Origin of the sequence: Aquiflexum gelatinilyticum, assembly GCF_024741135.1 — a bacterium.
In the GTDB taxonomy this organism is placed as follows: Bacteria; Bacteroidota; Bacteroidia; order Cytophagales; family Cyclobacteriaceae; genus Cognataquiflexum; species Cognataquiflexum gelatinilyticum.
Genome location: NZ_JANSUY010000005.1, coordinates 84557 through 103815, shown reverse-complemented (window position 1 = coordinate 103815; position 19259 = coordinate 84557). Strand labels below are relative to the sequence as shown.

The window sequence follows — 19259 nt, the reverse complement described above, 5'->3', positions numbered from 1 at the left end:
TTATGAATAAGATACTTATCACCGCTTTGATTTTGATGGCTTTCATTTCAAAATTGAACGCCCAGGATACCTTGAGACTTAATTTCCGTGAGGCTGTGGAAATTGGTCTACAACAAAACCTCAATTACAGACAGCTCGAAAACCAGCAGGAGGTTTTGAAAAGGGAAAAGCAGGCGGCACAATTGGCCCATTTGCCCAACCTGAACATCAATAACAGTGGATTTAGGCAAAGTGGCCAACAATACCAACAGGTGGAAGACCAATTGATTGTGACCAATATTTCCAATAACATCATCACTTCTAATTTGAATACCGCCATGCCGGTTTACAATGGCGGGCGAAGGATTAATAACACACAGGCTACGAGGTTTTTTGAGGAAGCCGGGGAAAACAGCCTGCAAAGAGCGGCACAGGAAGTCATGTTCAATATCGGCCGGCAATACTTGCAAGTGTTGCTAGATAAGGAACTTTATAGGATTGCTTTGGAAAACCTTGAAAACCAAAAGAAACAGTTGGAGCAGATTGAAGGATTTGTGGAGGCAGGATTGAGGACACTTTCTGACCAATACAACCAGCAATCCGAGGTGGCAAGGTTGGAAACGGTGGCATTGAATGCCAAGGTCCAATGGGAAACAGATGCCTGGACTTTGGCTGAAACCTTGCAGTTGGAACCCAATGTCATTCCTGAACTCGAGGCTGTCAGTCTAAATCCCGGAAAAAGTGAGTATTTGTCCATGTCCGTGGATGAATTGTATAAAATAGCTTTGGAAAACCGCAAGGACTTCAAGCAGCAGCAATTGTTGGAATCAGGCAACAAAAAACTACTTGCCGTTTCCAGATCATTCATGTATCCCCAAATCAATGCTTTCTTCAATTACAGTACTTTTTTTACTTCTCTTGATGAAAGAACCATTTCTGAACAGCTCTGGCAGGTGTACCCACAGCAGACCATAGGTGTATCCCTGAACATTCCCATCTTCAATAATTTCAACAACAAGCTCACCGTAACCCGAGGAAAGGTGCAGTACCACAACCAACAGTTGGAGAAAACAGCCTTGGAAAGAAGAATATCCCAAGAGATCAAACTGGCTTATGAAAATTACAAAGCGAGTATCAAAAGGGAGGAAGCTACAAAATTGCAACTTGCTGCTGCTGTGGAAGCACAGACTGCAATTTCCGAGAGGTTTAGGCTTGGTGTCAGCAACTTTGTAGACCTTGCTACTGCTAATCAACAGCTAGTGACTGGGCAATCTGACTATGCCCAAGCTTTGTACACGTTATACTTTCAGGAAGTGATATTAAACTACCAATTGGGAGTTTTGGCATTGGATTAGCATCTTTTTTGAAATTGGGACAAAATGGACATATATACCGTCTAACAATTAGAACTCAACTTCAAAAATTTAATGCAACGCAATTTCTTAATACTCATTTTGGGATTATTTCTCACTTTCAGTTGTGATGAAAAATTCAATTGTGAAGACTTTACCTTGGGAACCCCTTTCGTTGTAAAAGCAGGAGAAATAAATCAGGATTGTCCCGGTCAGCTTTCCATCACTTTGGTGCGGGTGGAAAATGATTCAAGGTGTCCTTCCAACGCCAACTGTGTATGGGCTGGGAATGCAGAAGTGGTGTTTATTTTTAGAAATGGTGATGAGGAAACGGAGTTCACTTTGGACACAAATGCATCTATGCAAGGAAGTGAAAATGAAAAAGAGGTATTGGGATATTCCATAAAACTCAACAGATTGACTCCCTATCCTGAGATTTCCATGCAAATCAAAGAAAAAGATTACCGCGCTGACATCACCATAACCAAAGTTATTTGAGCGTAAATAGTGTGGTGATTTTGTAAAAAACGGATGAAGGGTAGATTGGAAACTGGAAATGCAATTGATTTGATCTGGTTTTGATTCTATTGCCTTTATTCTTGTTTGATTTGGTCCTTACTTTTTTTTTTTAAAAATCTCCCGATATCAATGCAACTTTTTCTAACCCGATTTCATCTAATCTGAAAATGCTCTTATAGGAATGCAGATGACAGATCAAAATCAAAAGGTTTTACTTATTGATGCGATGGCATAAATGGAGTTTGAGAATTTTCTTTCTGCCGATTCAAAGGAGTCAGGATAATTCTGTCAGTTTAGCCTTTTTTAGATCTGTACAATCCAAAATCTGTTTTGCAAAAGACATTTACCCAAACTAAGCCAAGCTAAACCACTATAAATATGAAAAAGAATCTTTTTTTGATGTTTTTTCTTTTCGGTTACGTCGGACTTCTTTTTGGTCAGACATTACAACCTGCCCAGATGAAATCGGACGTCGAAATTTTTAAAAAAGCTTTGGAAGCCAAACATCCGGAGATGTACCGCTACACCTCAGCAGAAGAATTTGAGTCCTTGTTTGAGCAGGTCAAATCCGACTTGGACCGGGATATGTCGGTCAGGGAATTTTACCTGAAAATGACTCCAATTATCGCTGCGCTTCACTGCGGGCATACCAAATGGATTGTGGCTGGTCAGGATATGTATTATCCATTCTTTGATGATGACCTTTTTCCCTTACAATTACATTTTGAAAATGACAAGGCCTTCGTAATTAGCCATTTTGATGGAAATGAGGTTCCGGTTACGGCAGAAGTCATCAGTATCAATGGGGAAAAAATGGGGGAAATCATCAAAAGTCTTCTGCCTAAGTTGAGCTTTGGTGATGGATTTTCGCAAGCCGGAAAGTATTACCAACTCAATCATGCCTTTCCCGGGATCTTTTCAACCCATTTTGGAACAAAACCAACTTATGATGTTGAGGTATTGCGGGATGGCAAAACCCTGAATTTGACTTTTGAAGGAGTCTCGCACCATCAGATTAAAGCCTACCAATCATCTAAATTTAAAGAACATGGAGTTCCTTTCAGGTTGGAAATCTTGGAGGCAAATACAGCTTGGTTGGATATTGATAGGTTTTATGCTTATCCAATTGAACCGGATTTCAAAAAGTTCTTGAAAGCGAGTTTTGAACAGATCAAGGAAAACAACATCAGCGATCTGGTCATAGACCTCAGAGGCAATGAAGGGGGGAATGAAAGTTGGGGAATAGAACTGTACAAATACCTCGCAGAATCACCCTTCAGCTATTATGATCGCATTTCGGTGAAGAAGAAAGAGAAATTGGATTTTGAGACAAATACCTCCTTTTTGTTCAAAATGGCTTCTCTGTTTAATAAAAACGGTGAGTATGGTCGTGAATTCACTCTCCAAAAGGGATTGAAAAAACAAAAACCTAATAAAAATGCCTTCCAGGGAAATGTGTATCTTTTATTGGACGGGCAGAGTTTTTCTGTGACCACCGAATTTGCATCGAGGTTCAAATCCGAAAAAAGAGGTGCAATTATTGGCACAGAAACAGCAGGGGGCTATGCGATGAATACAAGCGGATTTTTCAGCATTGTGACCTTACCTCATTCCAAGATCAATTTGGGTATTCCTTTGCTTGGCTTCCATATGGCCGGTTTGGCAGAAAACAATCCGAAGGATAGGGGAATCCTCCCTGATTATACCATCGAAACCCATGCGGAAAATTTCAAAAACGGGGTAGATCTTGTTCGGGATTTTTCTCTGGAATTGATCAGAAAGTCAAAAGCCACAAGCGAAACTGTCAAACCTTAGGCTTCAGAACCAAATTAATCCTTGGACAGGTTTATCTTCGACATTCAAAATCGATGTATTTGTTGAATATCAAATGATTCTACGAATACCTCAATTTTTTTTAACCTGATTAATCCGGTAAAGTCAGAAATTAATCGTGAATTTATGGAAAAATACTCCTGACCCCCTGCAACTTTTTTCGAAGAAATTGAATCTAGTCTTTAGAAAACATCCAGCTAATTTTTCAATACTGATGAAAAAAATTTTAATACTCGGAGCAACCGGCCGCACTGGCAAAGAATTACTACAGCAAGCATTAGACCGGGGATACCATGCCAATGTCTTGGTGAGGGATGGTAAGAAAATCACCCTTGAACATGAAAGACTCCGGGTTTTTGAAGGAGATACCAGGATACCAAAGGACCTGGACTTTGCCATTGAAAACTGTCAGGCAGTAATCAGTTGTCTGAATATTTCAAGGAACTCGGATTTTCCATGGGCTTCATTAAGGACACCTGAAGATTTCCTTTCGATGACGATGAAAAGCCTTATCAATGTATGTCAGGACCATAAACTCAGCAGGCTGATTTTTACTTCAGCATGGGGAGTAGGTGACAGCAGGCCATTTATTCCTTCTTGGTTTGCCTGGCTGATAGACAACAGCAAGCTGTCTGTAGCTTACCTTGAACACGAACGGCAGGAAGCCTTGGTCAAAAATTCAGGTTTGGACTGGACCATAGTCAGACCGGTCGGACTGACCAACAGTCAGATTCCCAAGCCCGTCAAAGTGATTTTTGGCAATGAACAAAAACCCTCATTGACCATTTCCCGAAAGGATACTGCCGGTTTTTTGATTGATATTTTGGAGCATTCGGATTACTTCCAAAAAGTCCCTACCATATATTCATAGGTGATGAAAAAGATTAATTTCCTATTTATTGGATTTGCATTGGCCCTGTTGGCTACAAAGTTTTATGGCTTGGAAATGGAAGACGGTGAGCGCTTCATCCGGGTGGTCGGATGGATGGATTTCCTTTGGCTTGCCATCGGTTGGGTGTTGGCAAATTTCCAAAAGGAAGCGGGATTGCCTGATATTTTTGGAAAAGCCGGAGATATGAAAAAATGGTTTATCCCTTTTTTGGTAGGAATCTGTTTTGCATTGTTGGACGTCTTGGTGATCGAATTCATTTTAAGAAACGAACCACATCAAACACTGCCTCCCTATACCCAACCTTTTCCTTATTCTGTTTTTCTGTACTTCGCAGGAGGTTTGTATATGGAATTGTTCTATAAACTCATTCCTCTGACCGTTTTCCTTTTGATTTTTGAGAAATATCTCCGAGGAAATCTGAAAAAGTACATGACTTTCCTGATGATTTTTTTGCTTTCGATCTGGGAACCGATTTCACAATTGCCATCTGATCCTTTATGGTTTGTGGTGTATGCCTTTGTTTCAGGATTTGCGTTCAATTTCCTCCAAATTTATTTTTTCAGGAAAATGGGATGGTTATATTCTTTACTATGTCGTATGGGATTGTACCTGATTTGGCATGTAATGCTCGGGATTTGGATTGAGTTTTTTGTGATTCAATAGATTGGTAATTGAATTCCAATAAATCGAGCTATCTCATCAAAATCCTAAAAGACAATTATTCTAAATGCCAAAAATTTATTTCAAGCTATCTAACAAACAAAAAGCTTCTTTTGATCCTATTGGGCAACTTTAAGCCTTCCTTTTTCTGCGAAATAAATAACGTCCACCATATTATGGGCCTGAAAGTTTACAGTGACATTATTTTCTTTTGGTGATGAATAAAAAAGACTCCAAATAGGGGATGGTAAATGTGGTCCCACAAAAAATCCCATCATACCTCCCCATATGGTTCCCACGATAATAGCAGAATTAATGGTAAAAAGCGAAATACCATCTTCAAAATCTCCATTGATGAGAAAGTATAATCCAACTGAAACAGCAGAGAGAACAAAACCAATAATTAACCCAATTTTAAGGCTTTTGATTGCTTCTTTCATGAATTCATCTCCTGATGGATGGTGATTTGAAGTGGGGGTTGGTATGATATATCCCATATCAGGAGGATTGACTTCGATTTCATCAAGTTCATAACCCCGATCCAGAATCAAAGAAATGGTTTCTTTTGAATCTTTATGGTTTTTGAACACGCCATATACCGATCCTGAGGGGATGGGATTTTGGGGGGGATTTTCAGTTTGAGTTTCCATATTTATATGCATTTAGGCTTACTTACTTTTCAGGGATAGTAAATTTTGCAATAAAATGATGGAATATTTTATACCAATCTACCTTTGAATTATGAAATTCACAGATATTTTCTTAATTGTTTAGGTGATTAATTTGAGTGTTGAAAATCTAAATCACTCATTAAATCAGCTTATAATCAAGCCAAATGGTTTAATCAAAATAATTCTTATATAAATATTTAAAGTTCAATTTTGGACTTAAATAGTATAAATACACATACCTTTTTGGTCTGGTCATGCTCTCAAAGACATTCATAGCAAGCAACACCATTTAAACCCAATTTCAATCCGATTATATGGGGATGATGAGCCGCCGAAAGGAAGTATTTAGCAATTAAATGGAAGGTGAAGAAAAATCTATTCTTGAATTTGTTACAGAGATTTTAAAAACCGATGAAACAGAGCCTGAACTTGTAGCAAAGGAATATTTAAAGTAAATGAAAGTTGGTTCGTTTGAAATTGGGGATACTGAAATTGAACTTTCACCTTTAGGTAAGTTAACTGCCAATGTGGAAAATGGTCAAATCAATCGTACTGGAAAATTTTAAATGCTTCCACCGTATTGAAACTGTAAACCCCCGTTTTGGATGCTGAATCTTTTTCTTTCAAAATCAAAAAAATGGCTGACGATAAATTTCGATTGTGTATGGATTGGTAATTAATTATTCAAGGGAATAAGCGGGAAAATATCAGGTAGGTCCGGAAATAATTCCCGTCAAATAACTTCTAATTGAATCTTGAAATTGATTGGATGAAATGGTAAATTTAAAATTACCAACAGGATGGTATTGTTGCTCCATTTCATAACTTTTTTCAAATTTTAAACTATTATCTATTGGGTTATTCTGTATTAATTAAATATCCGATTAACGCGTGTGTGCCAAAATCAAATAGAATTTAACCGTCTGCCTTCAAGAAATTATGACAATCGCAAATTCGGTAAAAAGGAATTATGCCTTGACAGTTATCGGTCTGTTTTGCAGTCTATATTCCTGCCAAAAACCAAATATCAAGGCTGATTCTGAGCCTGATTTATTTCAACAGGCAATGAGTCTTTGTTTTATTCCTGCAGGCCTAAAATGGGATTTTTCGGAAGGAAAAGCACCTCTTTTGGAGGGAATGGATGTGTTGGATTTTCCTGTTTCAACCGACAATCCTGAGGCAAGAAAGTATTTTAATCAGGGGCTTCTATTGGCTTATGGATTTAACCATGCCGAAGCGGAGCGGTCATTTCAGTATGCAGCAACTTTAGATCCTGATTTTGCTATGGCATATTGGGGACAGGCATATGTTATAGGTCCCAATTACAATGCGGGTATGGAACCTGAACATTATCAATTGGCATTCGAAGCAATTCAGAAAGCCAAAAGCCTTTTGACCAAAGTTTCAGCTAAGGAAGCGGCATTTATCATGGCAATGGACAAAAGGTATGTCGCAGAATCCTTGGAAGACAGGACCAAATTGGATGAAGCCTATGCACAGGCAATGGCTAATGTGTGGGGAAAATACCCGGATGATGCAGAAGCAGGCACACTCTATGCTGAGGCCTTGATGGACCTTCAGCCTTGGGACCTTTGGACCAAAGAGGGAGATCCAAAAGGTAATACTACCGTGATTTTGGAAGTATTGGAAGAAGTTATAAAAAAGCATCCCGATCATCCTGGTGCACACCATTTGTATATCCATGCTGTAGAAGGATCAAATAATCCTGATAAAGGATTGAATTCAGCTAGAAAGTTTGATAAGGGATTGATACCTATGGCAGGTCATTTGGTTCATATGCCTTCCCATATTTATATCCGTACAGGCCATTATCACGAAGGTACACTTTCCAATCTCCGTGCAGCCAAGGTAGATAGCCTTTACATTGAGACCTGTAAGGCACAAGGGACTTATCCCTTGGCTTATTTCCCCCACAATTATCATTTCATGGCAGGCACAGCAATATTGGAAGGCAGCAGTAAATGGGCTGTTTTTGCAGCAGACCGGCTTTTTGACCATTTGGATCAAAGTCTGATGGAAGAGGAAGGATTGGAAGTAATCCAACACTTTTCGACCATTCCCTATTTTGTAAGGGTCAAGTTCGGAATGTGGGATAATATTTTGAACCTTTCCTTATGGGAAAAAGGGACTGATTACCAGGAAGGAATCAGACATTATGCTTTAGGTATGGCCTATTTGGGAAAAGGAAAGTTGGAACATGCAGAAAAAGAGCTTCAGGCTATACAGCAAATCATTGCTAAAGAAAGTCTTGAAGACTTGACCATATGGGGTATAAATTCCTTTGAGTCAATCGTCAATATCGCTGGGTTGGTCTTGGAAGGAGAAATATTGGCAAGCAAAAAAAAATACGAAGAAGCCATCAAAATCCTTACACAGGCAACTGATCTGGAGGACCAATTGCTTTATAACGAACCACCTGATTGGTTTTTATCAACCCGACACCATTTAGGGGCTGTCCTTTTGGAGGCTGAGAAATACAAAGAAGCTGAATCTGTTTTCAGAAAAGATCTGGAAGAATTTCCCAATAACGGTTGGGCTAAATACGGACTGATGTTGGCATTGGAGAAATCAGGAAATGAGATTGAAGCAAAAAAGGCAAAAGAAGAATTTGACCTCTCTTGGAAAAATGCTGATGTCACCTTGAGTTCTTCAAGGATTAAATGATAAACAGGCTCTTTTTGAGAACAATTTCCTAGGAATTGGAGGCTATCAAAGGCTTCACTTTAGTTCCGATGATCTCAATGGCTTTCAGCAATTGGGCATGGCTCAGGTTGGCATTGTCCATTTGGAAAGAAACCCTGGCTAGACCGCCCAAAGACTCACTGTGTCTTAGGATTTTTTCTGCTACTTCCTCCGGATCTCCTACGAGGTAGGCACCTCTTGGGCCACGCTGTGCCTCAAACCTTGAAAAAGTTACCGGAGGCCAACCCCGTTCTTTTCCTATTCTAGTAAAGGTCTCAGCATAGCCTGGGTAATATTCAGCGACAGCTTTTTCTGTGGTATCTGAGACATAACCCAACGAATGGAGACCGACTTTAAGTTTTTCCGGTCCATGTCCCGCTCTTCGTCCAGCTTCTCTATACAAGTCAACCAGTGGACTGAACCGGTGCGTTTCCCCACCAATCACAGCGACCATCAAAGGCAAGCCCAAAGTTCCGGCCCTGACAAATGATTCCGGTGTACCTCCAACACCCAACCAAATAGGAAATGGATCCTGCAATGGTCTTGGATAAATAGCTTGCTGATGCAAAGCAGGTCTGAATTTTCCTGACCAAGTCACAAATTCATTGTCTCTGATTTTGAGAAGGAGGTCAAGTTTTTCTGAAAAGAGCGCATCATAATCTTTAAGATTCAGTCCAAAAAGAGGGAATGCTTCGGTGAATGACCCTCTTCCGACGACCATTTCTGCCCTTCCTTTAGAAATAAGATCGAGGGTAGCAAAGTTTTGAAATACCCGAACCGGATCTGCAGCACTGAGTACCGTGACGGCACTGGTAAGTTTGATGTTTTTTGTTTGGGCAGCAGCGGCAGCGAGGATAATGGTAGGGGCGGAGTCCAAAAATTCCTTTCTATGGTGTTCACCGATACCAAATACATCTAATCCGACTTGGTCCGCAAGTTGAATTCTCTCAAGCAGTTGGGACAAAGCCTGTGCGCTGTTTTTTGACTGATCGATTCCATCGCCGATTGCAGCTGCTGCAAAACTATCAATGCCTATTTCCATAAAATTGGTTTCCTTTTGGTTGATGACCACGGATTACCACTCCATGATCAATGCTGTCAGGTAAACTACATATAGACCCAAAAGAATTCCACCTTCCCATCTTTCGAGCTTTCTTCCCTTTCCTGTAAAAAGAAAAAGGAAAAGTAATAAGCCCGCAAGGATATTCATGTAAATGTCGATGAAGTTTGGTTCTGAGATCGATACAGGGTTGACTATGGAAGAAATCCCCAATACAAAAAAGATGTTGAAAATATTTGATCCGACTACATTTCCTATGGCGATGTCCACTTTTTTCTTTTTTACGGCAGCTATCGATGTGGCGAGTTCAGGTAGAGAAGTTCCAATGGAGACGATTGTCAATCCAATCAATCTTTGAGACAATCCAAATTCAACCGCAAGGGACACTGCATTGTCTACAATCAGTTTTCCACCCAAAACAAGGCCTGCCAATCCAATGATTATCCATAGCACAGCACTTCCTGTGGTGAATTTGCTTATTTCCAAAGAGTCAGAAATGCCACCCGGCTGCTTGGAAACCATGATGTTATAGACCAAGAAAATGCTGAAAAACAAAAGGAGGATGATCCCATCTCCAAATGAGATCAGGTTGTTAGCTCCATCATTAAATAAGAAATCATTAGCAACAATCAAAACAACCAAGGCAGCTAAAAAGCTTAGTGGAATCTCAATCCAAGTAGTGTTGGATTTTACAGTCAACGGATAGACAATGGCCGAGATTCCCAATATCCCAAGGACGTTAAAAATATTACTTCCGAGTACGTTGCCCATGACCATTTCGGAAGAACCGCTTGCTGCTGCAAAAACGTTGACAACCAATTCCGGTGCGGAGGTACCAAAAGCCACCACAGTCAACCCGATGACTATATTGGGAATCCCAAAATTTGCGGCAAGGCCTGAAGCGGCATCCACTAATTTGTCAGCTCCATAAATCAGGATTACAAATCCGATCAATAACAATACAATAGATAAGATCATAGGGATGAATTTTCAGAAAGATATGCTGTATTTGCTGTAAGTTTATTTTCGGGAAAGATTTATTTTTTATTACAAAAATTAAACAGGTTATTTGTTGCGTCAAAAGCAAAATTCTTCCACTTGCTGTAATTCATGGGATTTATGAAAATCCGGATTAAGGAATTCATTGCACAATTTTTGATTATCCTAATCGGTCTTACCGGTATCGGGAGTACGTATTTTTTTGAATCCGGGATAGAAAATAGAAGACAGGAAACCCAAATCATTTCTTACCATAATTTGATCCCCGAATTTGATCAGGGGCTTGAATTTTCCTCCGCTAATATCAATGTTCCATGTTTCAAAGTATTGGAAACTGTTTTTGACCTTTTCAATGGGACATTCGGCGATTTTTTAAGCATTTCAGGAACCAATGGTTTGAAAGTCAATTGGTTTGAAAGTTTTAACCGATTTTTTAACTACCGTATACTACTTTATCCTTTCCATTATTTCTGGTAATTTTTTTCCATTATAAAATTCAACCTCTGCAGAATTGAATTCTACTCTCAGTGATAGCCTGATGGGTGTTTGACACCATTCGGACTTGTCATTATTCTTCTATTTCAAAAAAACCAAAAAAACACAACAACATGTTTGACATTGAACCTATATCCTTGGTCATATCCATGGTTATTATGCTGTTATTTTCAACTCCTTTTGTGATTTTCAAAAGGAAACAATCCCAAAAAATCAAAGCCCAAAAGCTGTTTTTGGACCAATTGCAAAACAAAGCCGGTCTTAAGTTTGACCAATCCGATGACTGGAGGGACCGGTATTTCATCGGACTTGATTCAGAGAGAAAAGTTTTGGTTTATGTAATATTTGATGCAGAAAATACTGTTCATCAAATTGACCTTTCCAAAGCCTCAGACGTGAAGGTCTTAAAAATGGAAAGAGAAGTTAAAGTTGAGGGCAAAACCACTAAAGTGATTGACAGCCTTAGCCTAAAGATTGATTTGATAGGTGAGAAAGAGGCGGCTAAAATATTGGAGTTTTATGACTCAGACTTATTCTCAGATAATTTGGGAGAATTGCCATTGATCCAAAAGTGGCAAGAAAAACTTAAAGCCATTTTGAAAAACAACCATATTTCGAGCAAGAAAAGTATCCTGAAATAGCACCCATATTTCTTATAAAATGCCAACTGCCTGAATCAAGGTTGTTGGCATTTTTTATTAATTTGATTTTGTCAGAATTTATCCTTGGTACCCTTTGTCAATAAGAAGATGGTGATCAGAATGAAAAGTGTTCCCAGCCAATCCATGGCCCCAAAAGAAACATTCAGCCATACCACGGCAACAGCTGCCGCTGAAAGAGGTTCTACCGAGCAAAGCAAACTTGCAGTCTGCGCACCGATAATGGTCACAGAGGTCAGAAAAAAATAAAAAGCAATCACACTTCCAAATAACACGATGTATGCAAAAGCGGACCAAGTTCCCAAATCCCAAGTCCCATGAAAATCCCAAGGCTTGCTGATAAAAGAGAACGCGATCCCACCAATCAGCATTCCCCATCCTGTTACTGTGGCAGCAGAATATTTTCTCAGCAAGCGGACAGGTTGGATGGTGTAAAAAGCAAGTGAGAATGCTGAAAGGATTCCCCAAAATAGTGCTTTCTCCGAAATGACAAGCTGTTTGAAACTCCCATGTGTGACAAGCAGAAATGTACCTGTAAGGGCAAATACCAAGGAAGCGTATTCCACCAAAATGGGCCAACGCCGATGATGAATGGCATAAAAAGCCACCACAATCAATGGTCCGATATATTGTAAGACTGTTGCTGTGGCAGCGTTGGATAAGTTGATGCTATAGAAATAGGTGTATTGGACAGCGACCATACCAAAGATGCTGAAGAACAATAATTGAAGTGCATCTTTTGGGGTTTTCCAGATTTTGAAAGCATCTGAATTTTTTCTGCTAACTGTATATGCCATCAAAATTATCCCAGCCAATAATAACCTCCAACAGACCAACCAAGCCGGATTGATTCCTTTTTGTTCAAACAGAAACTGCGCACAGGTGCCCGAGACACCCCAAAAAACAGCAGCGGCCAAAGCCATTGAAAAACCTTTGATTGATTTTTTGGAAGTAATACCTGCAGGCAGAGTGGCTGAGATCATAGGGTTGGATGAATTTCAAATTTACTGAATGAAAAAGTGATTTGGTAAGTAAAAGGAAAAGAAAATATTATAAAAAACCGAAAGGATATAAAAACAAAAAAACCGCTTAGATTTCTAAGCGGTCTGTGGGCCCACTTGGAATCGAACCAAGCACCTACTGATTATGAGTCAGTTGCTCTAACCGAATGAGCTATAGGCCCGGTATCTGCATGCGTTTTTTGAAAACTACCTTGCAAATGGGAGTGCAATGTTACATATTTGGTTTTAATTTTACAACCTGAGTGCAAATGAAAAAACTTGAGAATATCGATTTTTTGATCTTCGATTTAGGCAATGTAATCATTGATATTGATTATAGTTTCAGTATCAATGAGTTGAAAAAAATCCTTCCTGAAGCCAAACATTCATTGACAGACAAATTTTTCCCCTCCACTTTTCACAAAGATTATGAGAAAGGTTTGATCAGTTCATCCCAATTCAGAGAGGAAGTTAGAAACCTATACAGAGAAGATTGGACTGATGCACAGATTGACCATGTCTGGAACAGTCTTTTAAAAGATATACCATTGGAAAGGATTGAGCTGTTAAAAAAACTAAGGATGGATTTTGGTACGGCTGTTCTCAGTAATACCAATGAAATACATATCGAGAAGTTTGATGAACTTCTTATAGACCAAACAGGTGAAAAATCAATTTATGACCTATGTGACAGGATATTTTTAAGCCACCAAATGGGTCTTTCCAAACCTGATGAGGCTATTTATAAAGCAGTAATGAACGAAATCAAAATTGATCCCGAAAGAGTCCTGTTTTTTGATGATTTAAGCGCAAACCTAGATGGTGCAAAAAGAGTTGGGCTACAAACATACCACATCACCCACCCAAAAGCATTAATCCAATTCTTTGAGAATGTATACTAAAAAAGAATACCTGATCCACATTTCACTTTTTATCCTAACACTTATTGCCACCACTTTGGCCGGTGCGGAATGGTTATATGGGAAATCAATTTTGGCAGATGGAGAATATTTTTTGACTTGGGAATATTTCATTAAATCACTTCATTTTTCAGTTCCGTTTCTTGGTATTTTGCTAATACACGAATTGGGTCATTTGTTCACCTCATTACACTATAAAGTAAAAACCTCCATGCCGTTTTTTATTCCCGGATGGTTGGGTTTTTTGGGAGCCCCTTCAATCGGTACTTTCGGGGCCATTATTAAATTGAAAAGTTATATCAACAGCCGCAAAAAGTATTTCGACATTGGCGTTGCTGGGCCGCTTGCAGGATTTATAATCGCTTTCGGGGTGCTTTGGTATGGTTTTACACATCTTCCTGAGGCAAATTATATCTATCAGATTCATCCCGAATACCTTGATCCGGAATTCAAAGGACACAGTGCCGAAGAAGGCTACCTCAATATTGAAATGGGTTACAATCTATTGTTTTATGGGATGGAAAAAGTTCTTGCAGAACCTGAGAAAATGCCCAATATGTCAGAAATCATCCATTTCCCTTACATATTTGCCGGGTACTTAGCCTTGTTTTTTACAGCATTGAACCTTCTCCCTATAGGACAATTGGATGGAGGCCATGTGGTTTTCGGACTATCTCCGAAGTATCACAAGCAGATTTCATTGGTTTTTTACATTGCCTTTGTATTCTATGCAGGCTTAGGATCGATCAATCCTTATCATAGTATTGACAGGCTAATCTTCAGTATCCCTTTATATATCGGTTTTCTATATTTCTGCTTTAGCCGTTCCAGAATAATGGACAAACAGACAAAATGGATGGTGATTTTGGTGATCGCTTCGGTTCAATATGCATTGGTTTATGCTTTCCCGACTTTACAGGGATATAGTGGATGGTTGCTTTTTGCTTTCCTTTTAGGCAGGGTGATGGGTCTCGAGCATCCGGAAGTTTCCGGTTTTAAACATTTGGATAGGAAAAGAAAAATCCTAGGTTGGATCAGCATCATTATTTTCTTGCTTTGCTTCACTCCACAGCCATTGCAGATCAGTTAATTACCCTGTAATCAAAAATCTGTTTTTTGCTGCGAATAATCTCCGCTTTGATTTCCTGAAAGCAGGTTAAAATATCACCCCCGACCCAATACTTTCATTCCCATCATACCAAGCGACAAACTGCCCTGAGGCAACGCCTCTTTGTGCTTCGTCAAATAGGATATACAACCCATTTTCCTTCATCAGATAGGTTGCCCATGACAGCGGTTGACGATACCTAATTCGAGAAAGGTATCTTCTGGATTCGCCAACTTCTAATTTAAGGTCTTCACGGATCCAATGGATGTCGTTTTTTGGTACAAAAAGTCCATATCTATTCAGTCCGGGGTGTTCTTCGCCAAGGCCAGTATAGATTACATTTGACTTGGTATCCGTCGCTATCACAAAAAGAGGTTTGCCTGTTCCGCCTACATGAAGTCCTTTTCTTTGTCCCACGGTAAAGTAATGTGCACCGTTATGGTCGCCGATTTTTTTGCCGTCAGTTTCATTGTATTTGATGGGAAGACAAATGGAATCCCAAGTTTCAATATCAAAATCCTCTAGACTGATACCTGCTGGTATTCTTTTATTACTGTAAATGGGAAGATCCTCCGGAATCACTACAATGGCTCCTTTTTTTGGTTGGAGCTGCTGTTGCAAAAAGTCGGGAAGCCGCACTTTTCCTATAAAGCAGAGTCCCTGACTGTCTTTTTTGTCTGCAGTGATTAGGTCTTGTTCTTTGGCAATTTTCCTGACTTCGGATTTTTGAAGATGGCCGATCGGAAACAATGCTTTTGAAAGCTGTTCCTGATTGAGTTGGCAGAGGAAGTAACTTTGGTCTTTGCCATTGTCAGCACCTGCAAGCAAGCGGTAAACCGGTTTTCCCTTTACACTAATTTCATCTTTTTGACAATAATGTCCAGTCGCCACAAAATCTGCTTTGAGCTTTTGGGCGGCTTTTAGAAAAATGTCGAATTTGATTTCTCTGTTGCAAAGGATGTCGGGATTCGGAGTTCTGCCTGCTTCATATTCGGCAAACATATAATCCACAATCCGGTCTTTGTATTCTTCGCTTAGGTCAATGGCTTGAAAAGGAATGTCCAACTTTTGGGCCACAAGCATGGCGTCTGTGCTGTCTTCCATCCAAGGACATTCGTTGGAAATAGTGACAGATTCATCGTGCCAGTTTTTCATAAACATGCCGATGACTTCGTAGCCTTGTTTTTTGAGGAGGTATGCGGCGACGGATGAGTCTACGCCACCTGATAGTCCGACGACTACCCTTTTTTTGTTTTCCATTGTTTTGAAATTATTCATGGGTTCAAGGTCCATGAGGTTTCACATAAAATCCCAACATCATTCTGTTGGATTTTGGTTCGCAAATTTAACCTATCAGGACTTATTTCTTACATAAATCAGCTTTGTCTTTCCTTTGATGTTTTCACGGTGGTCGATTTCAAAGGCAGGAATGGATTTGATCAGTGGAGTGAGTTTCTGGAATCCATAGTTTCTTGCGTCAAAGTTAGGCTGTTTTTTCTGCAGCAAATTTCCCACATCGCCCAAAAACGCCCAACCTTCATCATCCGCCAAATCCGAGATAGTGGCTGCTATCAGTCTGATGATTTTTGCATTGATCTTGTCTACCTGAGGTGCTTGGGTTGTTTTGTCTTTTTGATCAATGGGTTCTTCTGTTTGTTTTTGGAGGATTTCCAAATAAATAAATTTGTCACAGGCAACAATAAAAGGATCGGGCGTTTTCTTTTCTCCCATCCCGATGACCATCATTCCGGCTTCTCTCAGTCTTGTAGCCAATTTGGTAAAGTCACTGTCACTCGATACGATACAAAATCCATTGACTTTTTCTGAATACAGGATATCCATGGCATCGATGATCATCGCCGAATCTGTGGCATTTTTACCAGAGGTATAGCCATATTGTTGCATGGGATTGATGGCATTTTCTAACAGGACGTTTTTCCATTTTCCCAATTGTGGTTTGGTCCAGTCACCATAGATCCGCTTGATGGTAGGGTTGCCGTATTTGGCTATTTCCTCCATCATTTCCTTGACCTGTCCTGCAGGAACATTGTCTGCATCGATGAGAACGGCTATTTTGATATCGGTTTGCATAAAGCTAGGTAAGTTTTAAAATAAAAATATTGGTTTAATAAATGTATAAAAAAACTGCCGGGTTTGGCAGCATTCTTTTTCCTGCGAAAAGAATTACTTAATCTGTATCCCTGAATTGAAAAGGTAATTTCGTAAGTTGCATCTGACTTATTAAGCATTTTAATGTAATATGAAAAAACTTTTAATAGCAACCGGAGGGGGAGATTGCCCCGGGTTGAATGCAGTGATCAGAGGGATCTGCAAAAGAGCCAAAAAAGAAAAAGATTGGGAAGTATATGGAAGCAGGGAGGCTTTTAACGGGGTTTATTCTGATCCTCCTGAAATTATAAAACTTACAAAGAAGAAAATTGCAGGCATCCATGTGAAGGGGGGCACCATTCTGAAAACCACCAATAAAGCTGATCCTTTGCATTTTCCTGTCAAAGATGAAAACGGTAATGTCAAATTTGTGGACAGGACCAATGTTTTGGCTGACAGGATCAAAGAACTTGGTTTTGATGCTGTCATCAATATCGGGGGAGATGGTTCACAAAAGATTTCCCAAGCGCTTTTCAAACATGGGTTGAACATCGTAGGAGTTCCCAAAACCATCGATAATGACCTTTCTGCCACAGACATGACCTTTGGTTTTCAGACAGCCGTGCAGATTGCTTCAGACAGTTTGGATAAGTTGGTGACGACAGCGGAAAGCCATCACCGGGTGATGATCATGGAAGTCATGGGAAGAGATGCGGGTTGGATTGCTTTGCATACTGCGATTTCAGGTGGAGCAGAGATTTGTCTGATTCCGGAGATTCCGTATGATATCAAGAAATTGGTGGAGAAAATCCAATCCCGATATGATAAAGGAAGAGGATTTGTTATCATAGTAATTGCCGAAGGGGCCAAAGCAAAAGAAGGAACAATAGTATCTCATGCAGGAGATGAAGGTTCCCGACATGTGAGATTGGGAGGAGTAGCCTATCAATTGACCCAACAGCTCAAAGATGCCGGTATCACTGCCGAAATCAGGGAAACAGTTTTGGGGCATGTCCAAAGGGGAGGAACACCTTCAGCATTTGACCGGGTTTTGGCTTCCTTGTTTGGGGTCAAAGCTTTTGAGATGGTCGCCAATGGTGAATTTGGAAAAATGGTTTCGTTCAAAAATAACGATTTCATAGCTGTCCCTTTAGAGGAAGCAACAAAGGATTATAATTTTGTAAAAAAAGACAGTTTTATTGTAAAAGGAGCAAAAGACCTCGGTATTACATTTGGAGATTAGACTATGAAAGATGTATTAATTCAATTGTTTGAAAGGGATTTGAAGAAACTCATATCCGAATTGGAGGCCTACAAGGATGAGAAAAATATATGGGAGGTATCAGGGATTATCACCAATTCCGCAGGGACCTTGGCGCTTCACCTAGTCGGTAATCTCAATCATTTTATTGGTGCTGTGATGGGAAATACCGGATATATCAGAAACAGAGAGGCGGAATTTTCCTTGAGAAATATTCCGAGAGCCCAATTAATTGTGCAGGTTTTGGAGACTATCGAGGTCATCAATGAAACAATGTCAGGTTTTGGGGAAAACAACTTTTCTTCCAACTATCCACTTGAAGTTTTTGGTAAACCTATGACCTACGAATATTTCATGATGCACTTACAAGGTCATTTGAATTACCACTTGGGTCAGGTCAATTACCACAGAAGGTTATTGGACAATTGATTAAGTAATGGGTTCATAAGTAATTTATTTTCAGTGTTTTAAAGTATTTTTGATGAAAAAGATTGTAATTATTTCTGGGAGTCCAAGGAATGGTTCTATTTCCAATAGAATTGCCGTAAACCTATTTAAAAAGTTGGAAAAGGAAGAAAATCTCCAAATCGACTTGATCGACATGAAAGAATCATTCATGCTACCTATCCAAAAAGTCTGGCAATCAAAGGATGATGTCCCTGCTGAATATTTGGATTTGTTTACAAAAATGGATGAGGCAGATGGATTTATAATCGTTTCACCGGAATACAATGGGGGTTATTCTTCTGTGATGAAAAATTTTCTTGACCATTTTTCCAAACCTATTTTCAGGCAAAAAGCCTTTGGCATTGTCACAGGATCAACAGGACTGATGGGAGGGATGCGTGCAGCACAGCAGCTTGTCCAATTGTCGGTTGCACTATTTGGGATTGTTTCCCCGACATTGTTGGTCACTCCACAGATGGATAAAAAGTTTGATGAGAACGGAGTGCTGTTGGATGGCTCATTTGAGAAACCAATAGAAAGGTTTCTTGAAGATTATTTTTGGTTGGTGGAAAGATTAGGCAAATAGTTCAC

The 19259-nt window shown here is 39.6% G+C and carries 19 protein-coding genes and 1 tRNA gene; 13 read left to right on the top strand and 7 right to left on the bottom strand.

Annotation, left to right across the window (positions count from 1 at the left end; translation table 11 throughout):
* Nucleotides 1-2 precede the first annotated feature (2 nt).
* The 5 genes from NU887_RS09725 to NU887_RS09705 all read left to right on the top strand — a co-directional run bounded on the left by NU887_RS09725 (nucleotide 3) and on the right by NU887_RS09705 (nucleotide 5238).
* A complete protein-coding gene (locus NU887_RS09725) occupies nucleotides 3-1334 on the top strand; it encodes a TolC family protein (RefSeq protein WP_258423169.1) in 1332 nt (443 codons plus the stop codon).
* Between the two features lie 72 nt (nucleotides 1335-1406).
* On the top strand, nucleotides 1407-1829 hold the full coding sequence (locus tag NU887_RS09720; protein WP_258423168.1) for a hypothetical protein: 423 nt from the start codon (nucleotides 1407-1409) through the stop codon (nucleotides 1827-1829).
* Between the two features lie 399 nt (nucleotides 1830-2228).
* Entirely contained in the window at nucleotides 2229-3665 is a 1437-nt protein-coding gene (locus NU887_RS09715) for a S41 family peptidase (RefSeq protein ID WP_258423167.1), read from the top strand.
* 232 nt (nucleotides 3666-3897) lie between these two features.
* Nucleotides 3898-4554, top strand: coding sequence for an NAD(P)-dependent oxidoreductase (locus NU887_RS09710; RefSeq protein WP_258423166.1), 657 nt, complete (start codon nucleotides 3898-3900; stop codon nucleotides 4552-4554).
* Nucleotides 4555-4557: 3 nt separating this feature from the next.
* Nucleotides 4558-5238 carry a hypothetical protein gene (locus NU887_RS09705; protein WP_258423165.1) on the top strand — a complete coding sequence of 227 codons (681 nt, stop codon included), beginning with the start codon at nucleotides 4558-4560 and terminating at the stop codon, nucleotides 5236-5238.
* A gap of 116 nt (nucleotides 5239-5354) precedes the next feature.
* On the opposite strand, the gene NU887_RS09700 is transcribed toward NU887_RS09705, so the two are convergent.
* Complete coding sequence (locus tag NU887_RS09700; RefSeq protein WP_258423164.1) at nucleotides 5355-5885, bottom strand: hypothetical protein; 531 nt, start codon at nucleotides 5883-5885, stop codon at nucleotides 5355-5357.
* A 960-nt stretch (nucleotides 5886-6845) separates the two neighbouring features.
* Between NU887_RS09700 and NU887_RS09695 the strand changes: the two genes are divergently transcribed.
* Nucleotides 6846-8591 carry a tetratricopeptide repeat protein gene (locus NU887_RS09695; RefSeq protein WP_258423163.1) on the top strand — a complete coding sequence of 582 codons (1746 nt, stop codon included), beginning with the start codon at nucleotides 6846-6848 and terminating at the stop codon, nucleotides 8589-8591.
* A 28-nt stretch (nucleotides 8592-8619) separates the two neighbouring features.
* Here the strand turns inward: NU887_RS09695 and NU887_RS09690 are convergent, their stop codons facing one another.
* Nucleotides 8620-9651, bottom strand: a complete 1032-nt coding sequence (locus NU887_RS09690; RefSeq protein ID WP_258423162.1) for an LLM class flavin-dependent oxidoreductase — start codon at nucleotides 9649-9651, stop codon at nucleotides 8620-8622.
* 33 nt (nucleotides 9652-9684) lie between these two features.
* On the bottom strand, nucleotides 9685-10647 hold the full coding sequence (locus NU887_RS09685; RefSeq protein WP_258423161.1) for a calcium/sodium antiporter: 963 nt from the start codon (nucleotides 10645-10647) through the stop codon (nucleotides 9685-9687).
* A gap of 141 nt (nucleotides 10648-10788) precedes the next feature.
* Between NU887_RS09685 and NU887_RS09680 the strand changes: the two genes are divergently transcribed.
* Entirely contained in the window at nucleotides 10789-11145 is a 357-nt protein-coding gene (locus NU887_RS09680; protein WP_258423160.1) for a hypothetical protein, read from the top strand.
* Between the two features lie 131 nt (nucleotides 11146-11276).
* Nucleotides 11277-11804 carry a hypothetical protein gene (locus tag NU887_RS09675; protein ID WP_258423159.1) on the top strand — a complete coding sequence of 176 codons (528 nt, stop codon included), beginning with the start codon at nucleotides 11277-11279 and terminating at the stop codon, nucleotides 11802-11804.
* Nucleotides 11805-11875: 71 nt separating this feature from the next.
* On the opposite strand, the gene NU887_RS09670 is transcribed toward NU887_RS09675, so the two are convergent.
* Both NU887_RS09670 and NU887_RS09665 read right to left on the bottom strand, forming a co-directional pair.
* On the bottom strand, nucleotides 11876-12805 hold the full coding sequence (locus NU887_RS09670) for a DMT family transporter (RefSeq protein ID WP_258423158.1): 930 nt from the start codon (nucleotides 12803-12805) through the stop codon (nucleotides 11876-11878).
* Between the two features lie 126 nt (nucleotides 12806-12931).
* Nucleotides 12932-13005: transfer RNA gene (locus NU887_RS09665), tRNA-Ile, on the bottom strand.
* A gap of 87 nt (nucleotides 13006-13092) precedes the next feature.
* Here NU887_RS09665 and NU887_RS09660 point away from each other — a divergent pair.
* Together NU887_RS09660 and NU887_RS09655 are read left to right on the top strand one after the other, a co-directional pair.
* Complete coding sequence (locus NU887_RS09660; protein ID WP_258423157.1) at nucleotides 13093-13725, top strand: HAD family hydrolase; 633 nt, start codon at nucleotides 13093-13095, stop codon at nucleotides 13723-13725.
* On the top strand, nucleotides 13715-14833 hold the full coding sequence (locus NU887_RS09655; RefSeq protein WP_258423156.1) for a site-2 protease family protein: 1119 nt from the start codon (nucleotides 13715-13717) through the stop codon (nucleotides 14831-14833). Before NU887_RS09660 ends, NU887_RS09655 begins: the two co-directional genes overlap by 11 nt.
* A 66-nt stretch (nucleotides 14834-14899) precedes the next feature.
* On the opposite strand, the gene mnmA is transcribed toward NU887_RS09655, so the two are convergent.
* The gene (gene mnmA, locus NU887_RS09650) at nucleotides 14900-16111 is read right to left on the bottom strand and encodes a tRNA 2-thiouridine(34) synthase MnmA (RefSeq protein WP_258423155.1); all 1212 of its coding nucleotides are present in this window, start codon (nucleotides 16109-16111) and stop codon (nucleotides 14900-14902) included.
* 93 nt (nucleotides 16112-16204) lie between these two features.
* On the bottom strand, nucleotides 16205-16942 hold the full coding sequence (locus NU887_RS09645; RefSeq protein WP_258423154.1) for an NYN domain-containing protein: 738 nt from the start codon (nucleotides 16940-16942) through the stop codon (nucleotides 16205-16207).
* Nucleotides 16943-17111: 169 nt separating this feature from the next.
* Here NU887_RS09645 and NU887_RS09640 point away from each other — a divergent pair, with 169 nt between their 5' ends.
* From NU887_RS09640 to NU887_RS09630, 3 genes are read left to right on the top strand one after another with little or no spacing between them, the layout of a single operon-like run.
* The gene (locus tag NU887_RS09640; protein WP_258423153.1) at nucleotides 17112-18203 is read left to right on the top strand and encodes a 6-phosphofructokinase; all 1092 of its coding nucleotides are present in this window, start codon (nucleotides 17112-17114) and stop codon (nucleotides 18201-18203) included.
* Between the two features lie 3 nt (nucleotides 18204-18206).
* The gene (locus NU887_RS09635) at nucleotides 18207-18650 is read left to right on the top strand and encodes a DUF1572 family protein (protein WP_258423152.1); all 444 of its coding nucleotides are present in this window, start codon (nucleotides 18207-18209) and stop codon (nucleotides 18648-18650) included.
* A 52-nt stretch (nucleotides 18651-18702) separates the two neighbouring features.
* Nucleotides 18703-19254 carry an NADPH-dependent FMN reductase gene (locus NU887_RS09630; RefSeq protein ID WP_258423151.1) on the top strand — a complete coding sequence of 184 codons (552 nt, stop codon included), beginning with the start codon at nucleotides 18703-18705 and terminating at the stop codon, nucleotides 19252-19254.
* Nucleotides 19255-19259: the final 5 nt, after the last annotated feature.

What these genes read in the sequence shown, in the direction of transcription:
- NU887_RS09725 (WP_258423169.1), top strand. Translation starts at nt 3, where the DNA reads ATGAATAAGATACTTATCACCGCTTTGATTTTGATGGCTTTCATTTCA.
- NU887_RS09720 (WP_258423168.1), top strand. Translation starts at nt 1,407, where the DNA reads ATGCAACGCAATTTCTTAATACTCATTTTGGGATTATTTCTCACTTTC.
- NU887_RS09715 (WP_258423167.1), top strand. Translation starts at nt 2,229, where the DNA reads ATGAAAAAGAATCTTTTTTTGATGTTTTTTCTTTTCGGTTACGTCGGA.
- NU887_RS09710 (WP_258423166.1), top strand. Translation starts at nt 3,898, where the DNA reads ATGAAAAAAATTTTAATACTCGGAGCAACCGGCCGCACTGGCAAAGAA.
- NU887_RS09705 (WP_258423165.1), top strand. Translation starts at nt 4,558, where the DNA reads ATGAAAAAGATTAATTTCCTATTTATTGGATTTGCATTGGCCCTGTTG.
- NU887_RS09700 (WP_258423164.1), bottom strand. Translation starts at nt 5,885, where the DNA reads ATGGAAACTCAAACTGAAAATCCCCCCCAAAATCCCATCCCCTCAGGA.
- NU887_RS09695 (WP_258423163.1), top strand. Translation starts at nt 6,846, where the DNA reads ATGACAATCGCAAATTCGGTAAAAAGGAATTATGCCTTGACAGTTATC.
- NU887_RS09690 (WP_258423162.1), bottom strand. Translation starts at nt 9,651, where the DNA reads ATGGAAATAGGCATTGATAGTTTTGCAGCAGCTGCAATCGGCGATGGA.
- NU887_RS09685 (WP_258423161.1), bottom strand. Translation starts at nt 10,647, where the DNA reads ATGATCTTATCTATTGTATTGTTATTGATCGGATTTGTAATCCTGATT.
- NU887_RS09680 (WP_258423160.1), top strand. Translation starts at nt 10,789, where the DNA reads ATGAAAATCCGGATTAAGGAATTCATTGCACAATTTTTGATTATCCTA.
- NU887_RS09675 (WP_258423159.1), top strand. Translation starts at nt 11,277, where the DNA reads ATGTTTGACATTGAACCTATATCCTTGGTCATATCCATGGTTATTATG.
- NU887_RS09670 (WP_258423158.1), bottom strand. Translation starts at nt 12,805, where the DNA reads ATGATCTCAGCCACTCTGCCTGCAGGTATTACTTCCAAAAAATCAATC.
- NU887_RS09660 (WP_258423157.1), top strand. Translation starts at nt 13,093, where the DNA reads ATGAAAAAACTTGAGAATATCGATTTTTTGATCTTCGATTTAGGCAAT.
- NU887_RS09655 (WP_258423156.1), top strand. Translation starts at nt 13,715, where the DNA reads ATGTATACTAAAAAAGAATACCTGATCCACATTTCACTTTTTATCCTA.
- mnmA (WP_258423155.1), bottom strand. Translation starts at nt 16,111, where the DNA reads ATGGAAAACAAAAAAAGGGTAGTCGTCGGACTATCAGGTGGCGTAGAC.
- NU887_RS09645 (WP_258423154.1), bottom strand. Translation starts at nt 16,942, where the DNA reads ATGCAAACCGATATCAAAATAGCCGTTCTCATCGATGCAGACAATGTT.
- NU887_RS09640 (WP_258423153.1), top strand. Translation starts at nt 17,112, where the DNA reads ATGAAAAAACTTTTAATAGCAACCGGAGGGGGAGATTGCCCCGGGTTG.
- NU887_RS09635 (WP_258423152.1), top strand. Translation starts at nt 18,207, where the DNA reads ATGAAAGATGTATTAATTCAATTGTTTGAAAGGGATTTGAAGAAACTC.
- NU887_RS09630 (WP_258423151.1), top strand. Translation starts at nt 18,703, where the DNA reads ATGAAAAAGATTGTAATTATTTCTGGGAGTCCAAGGAATGGTTCTATT.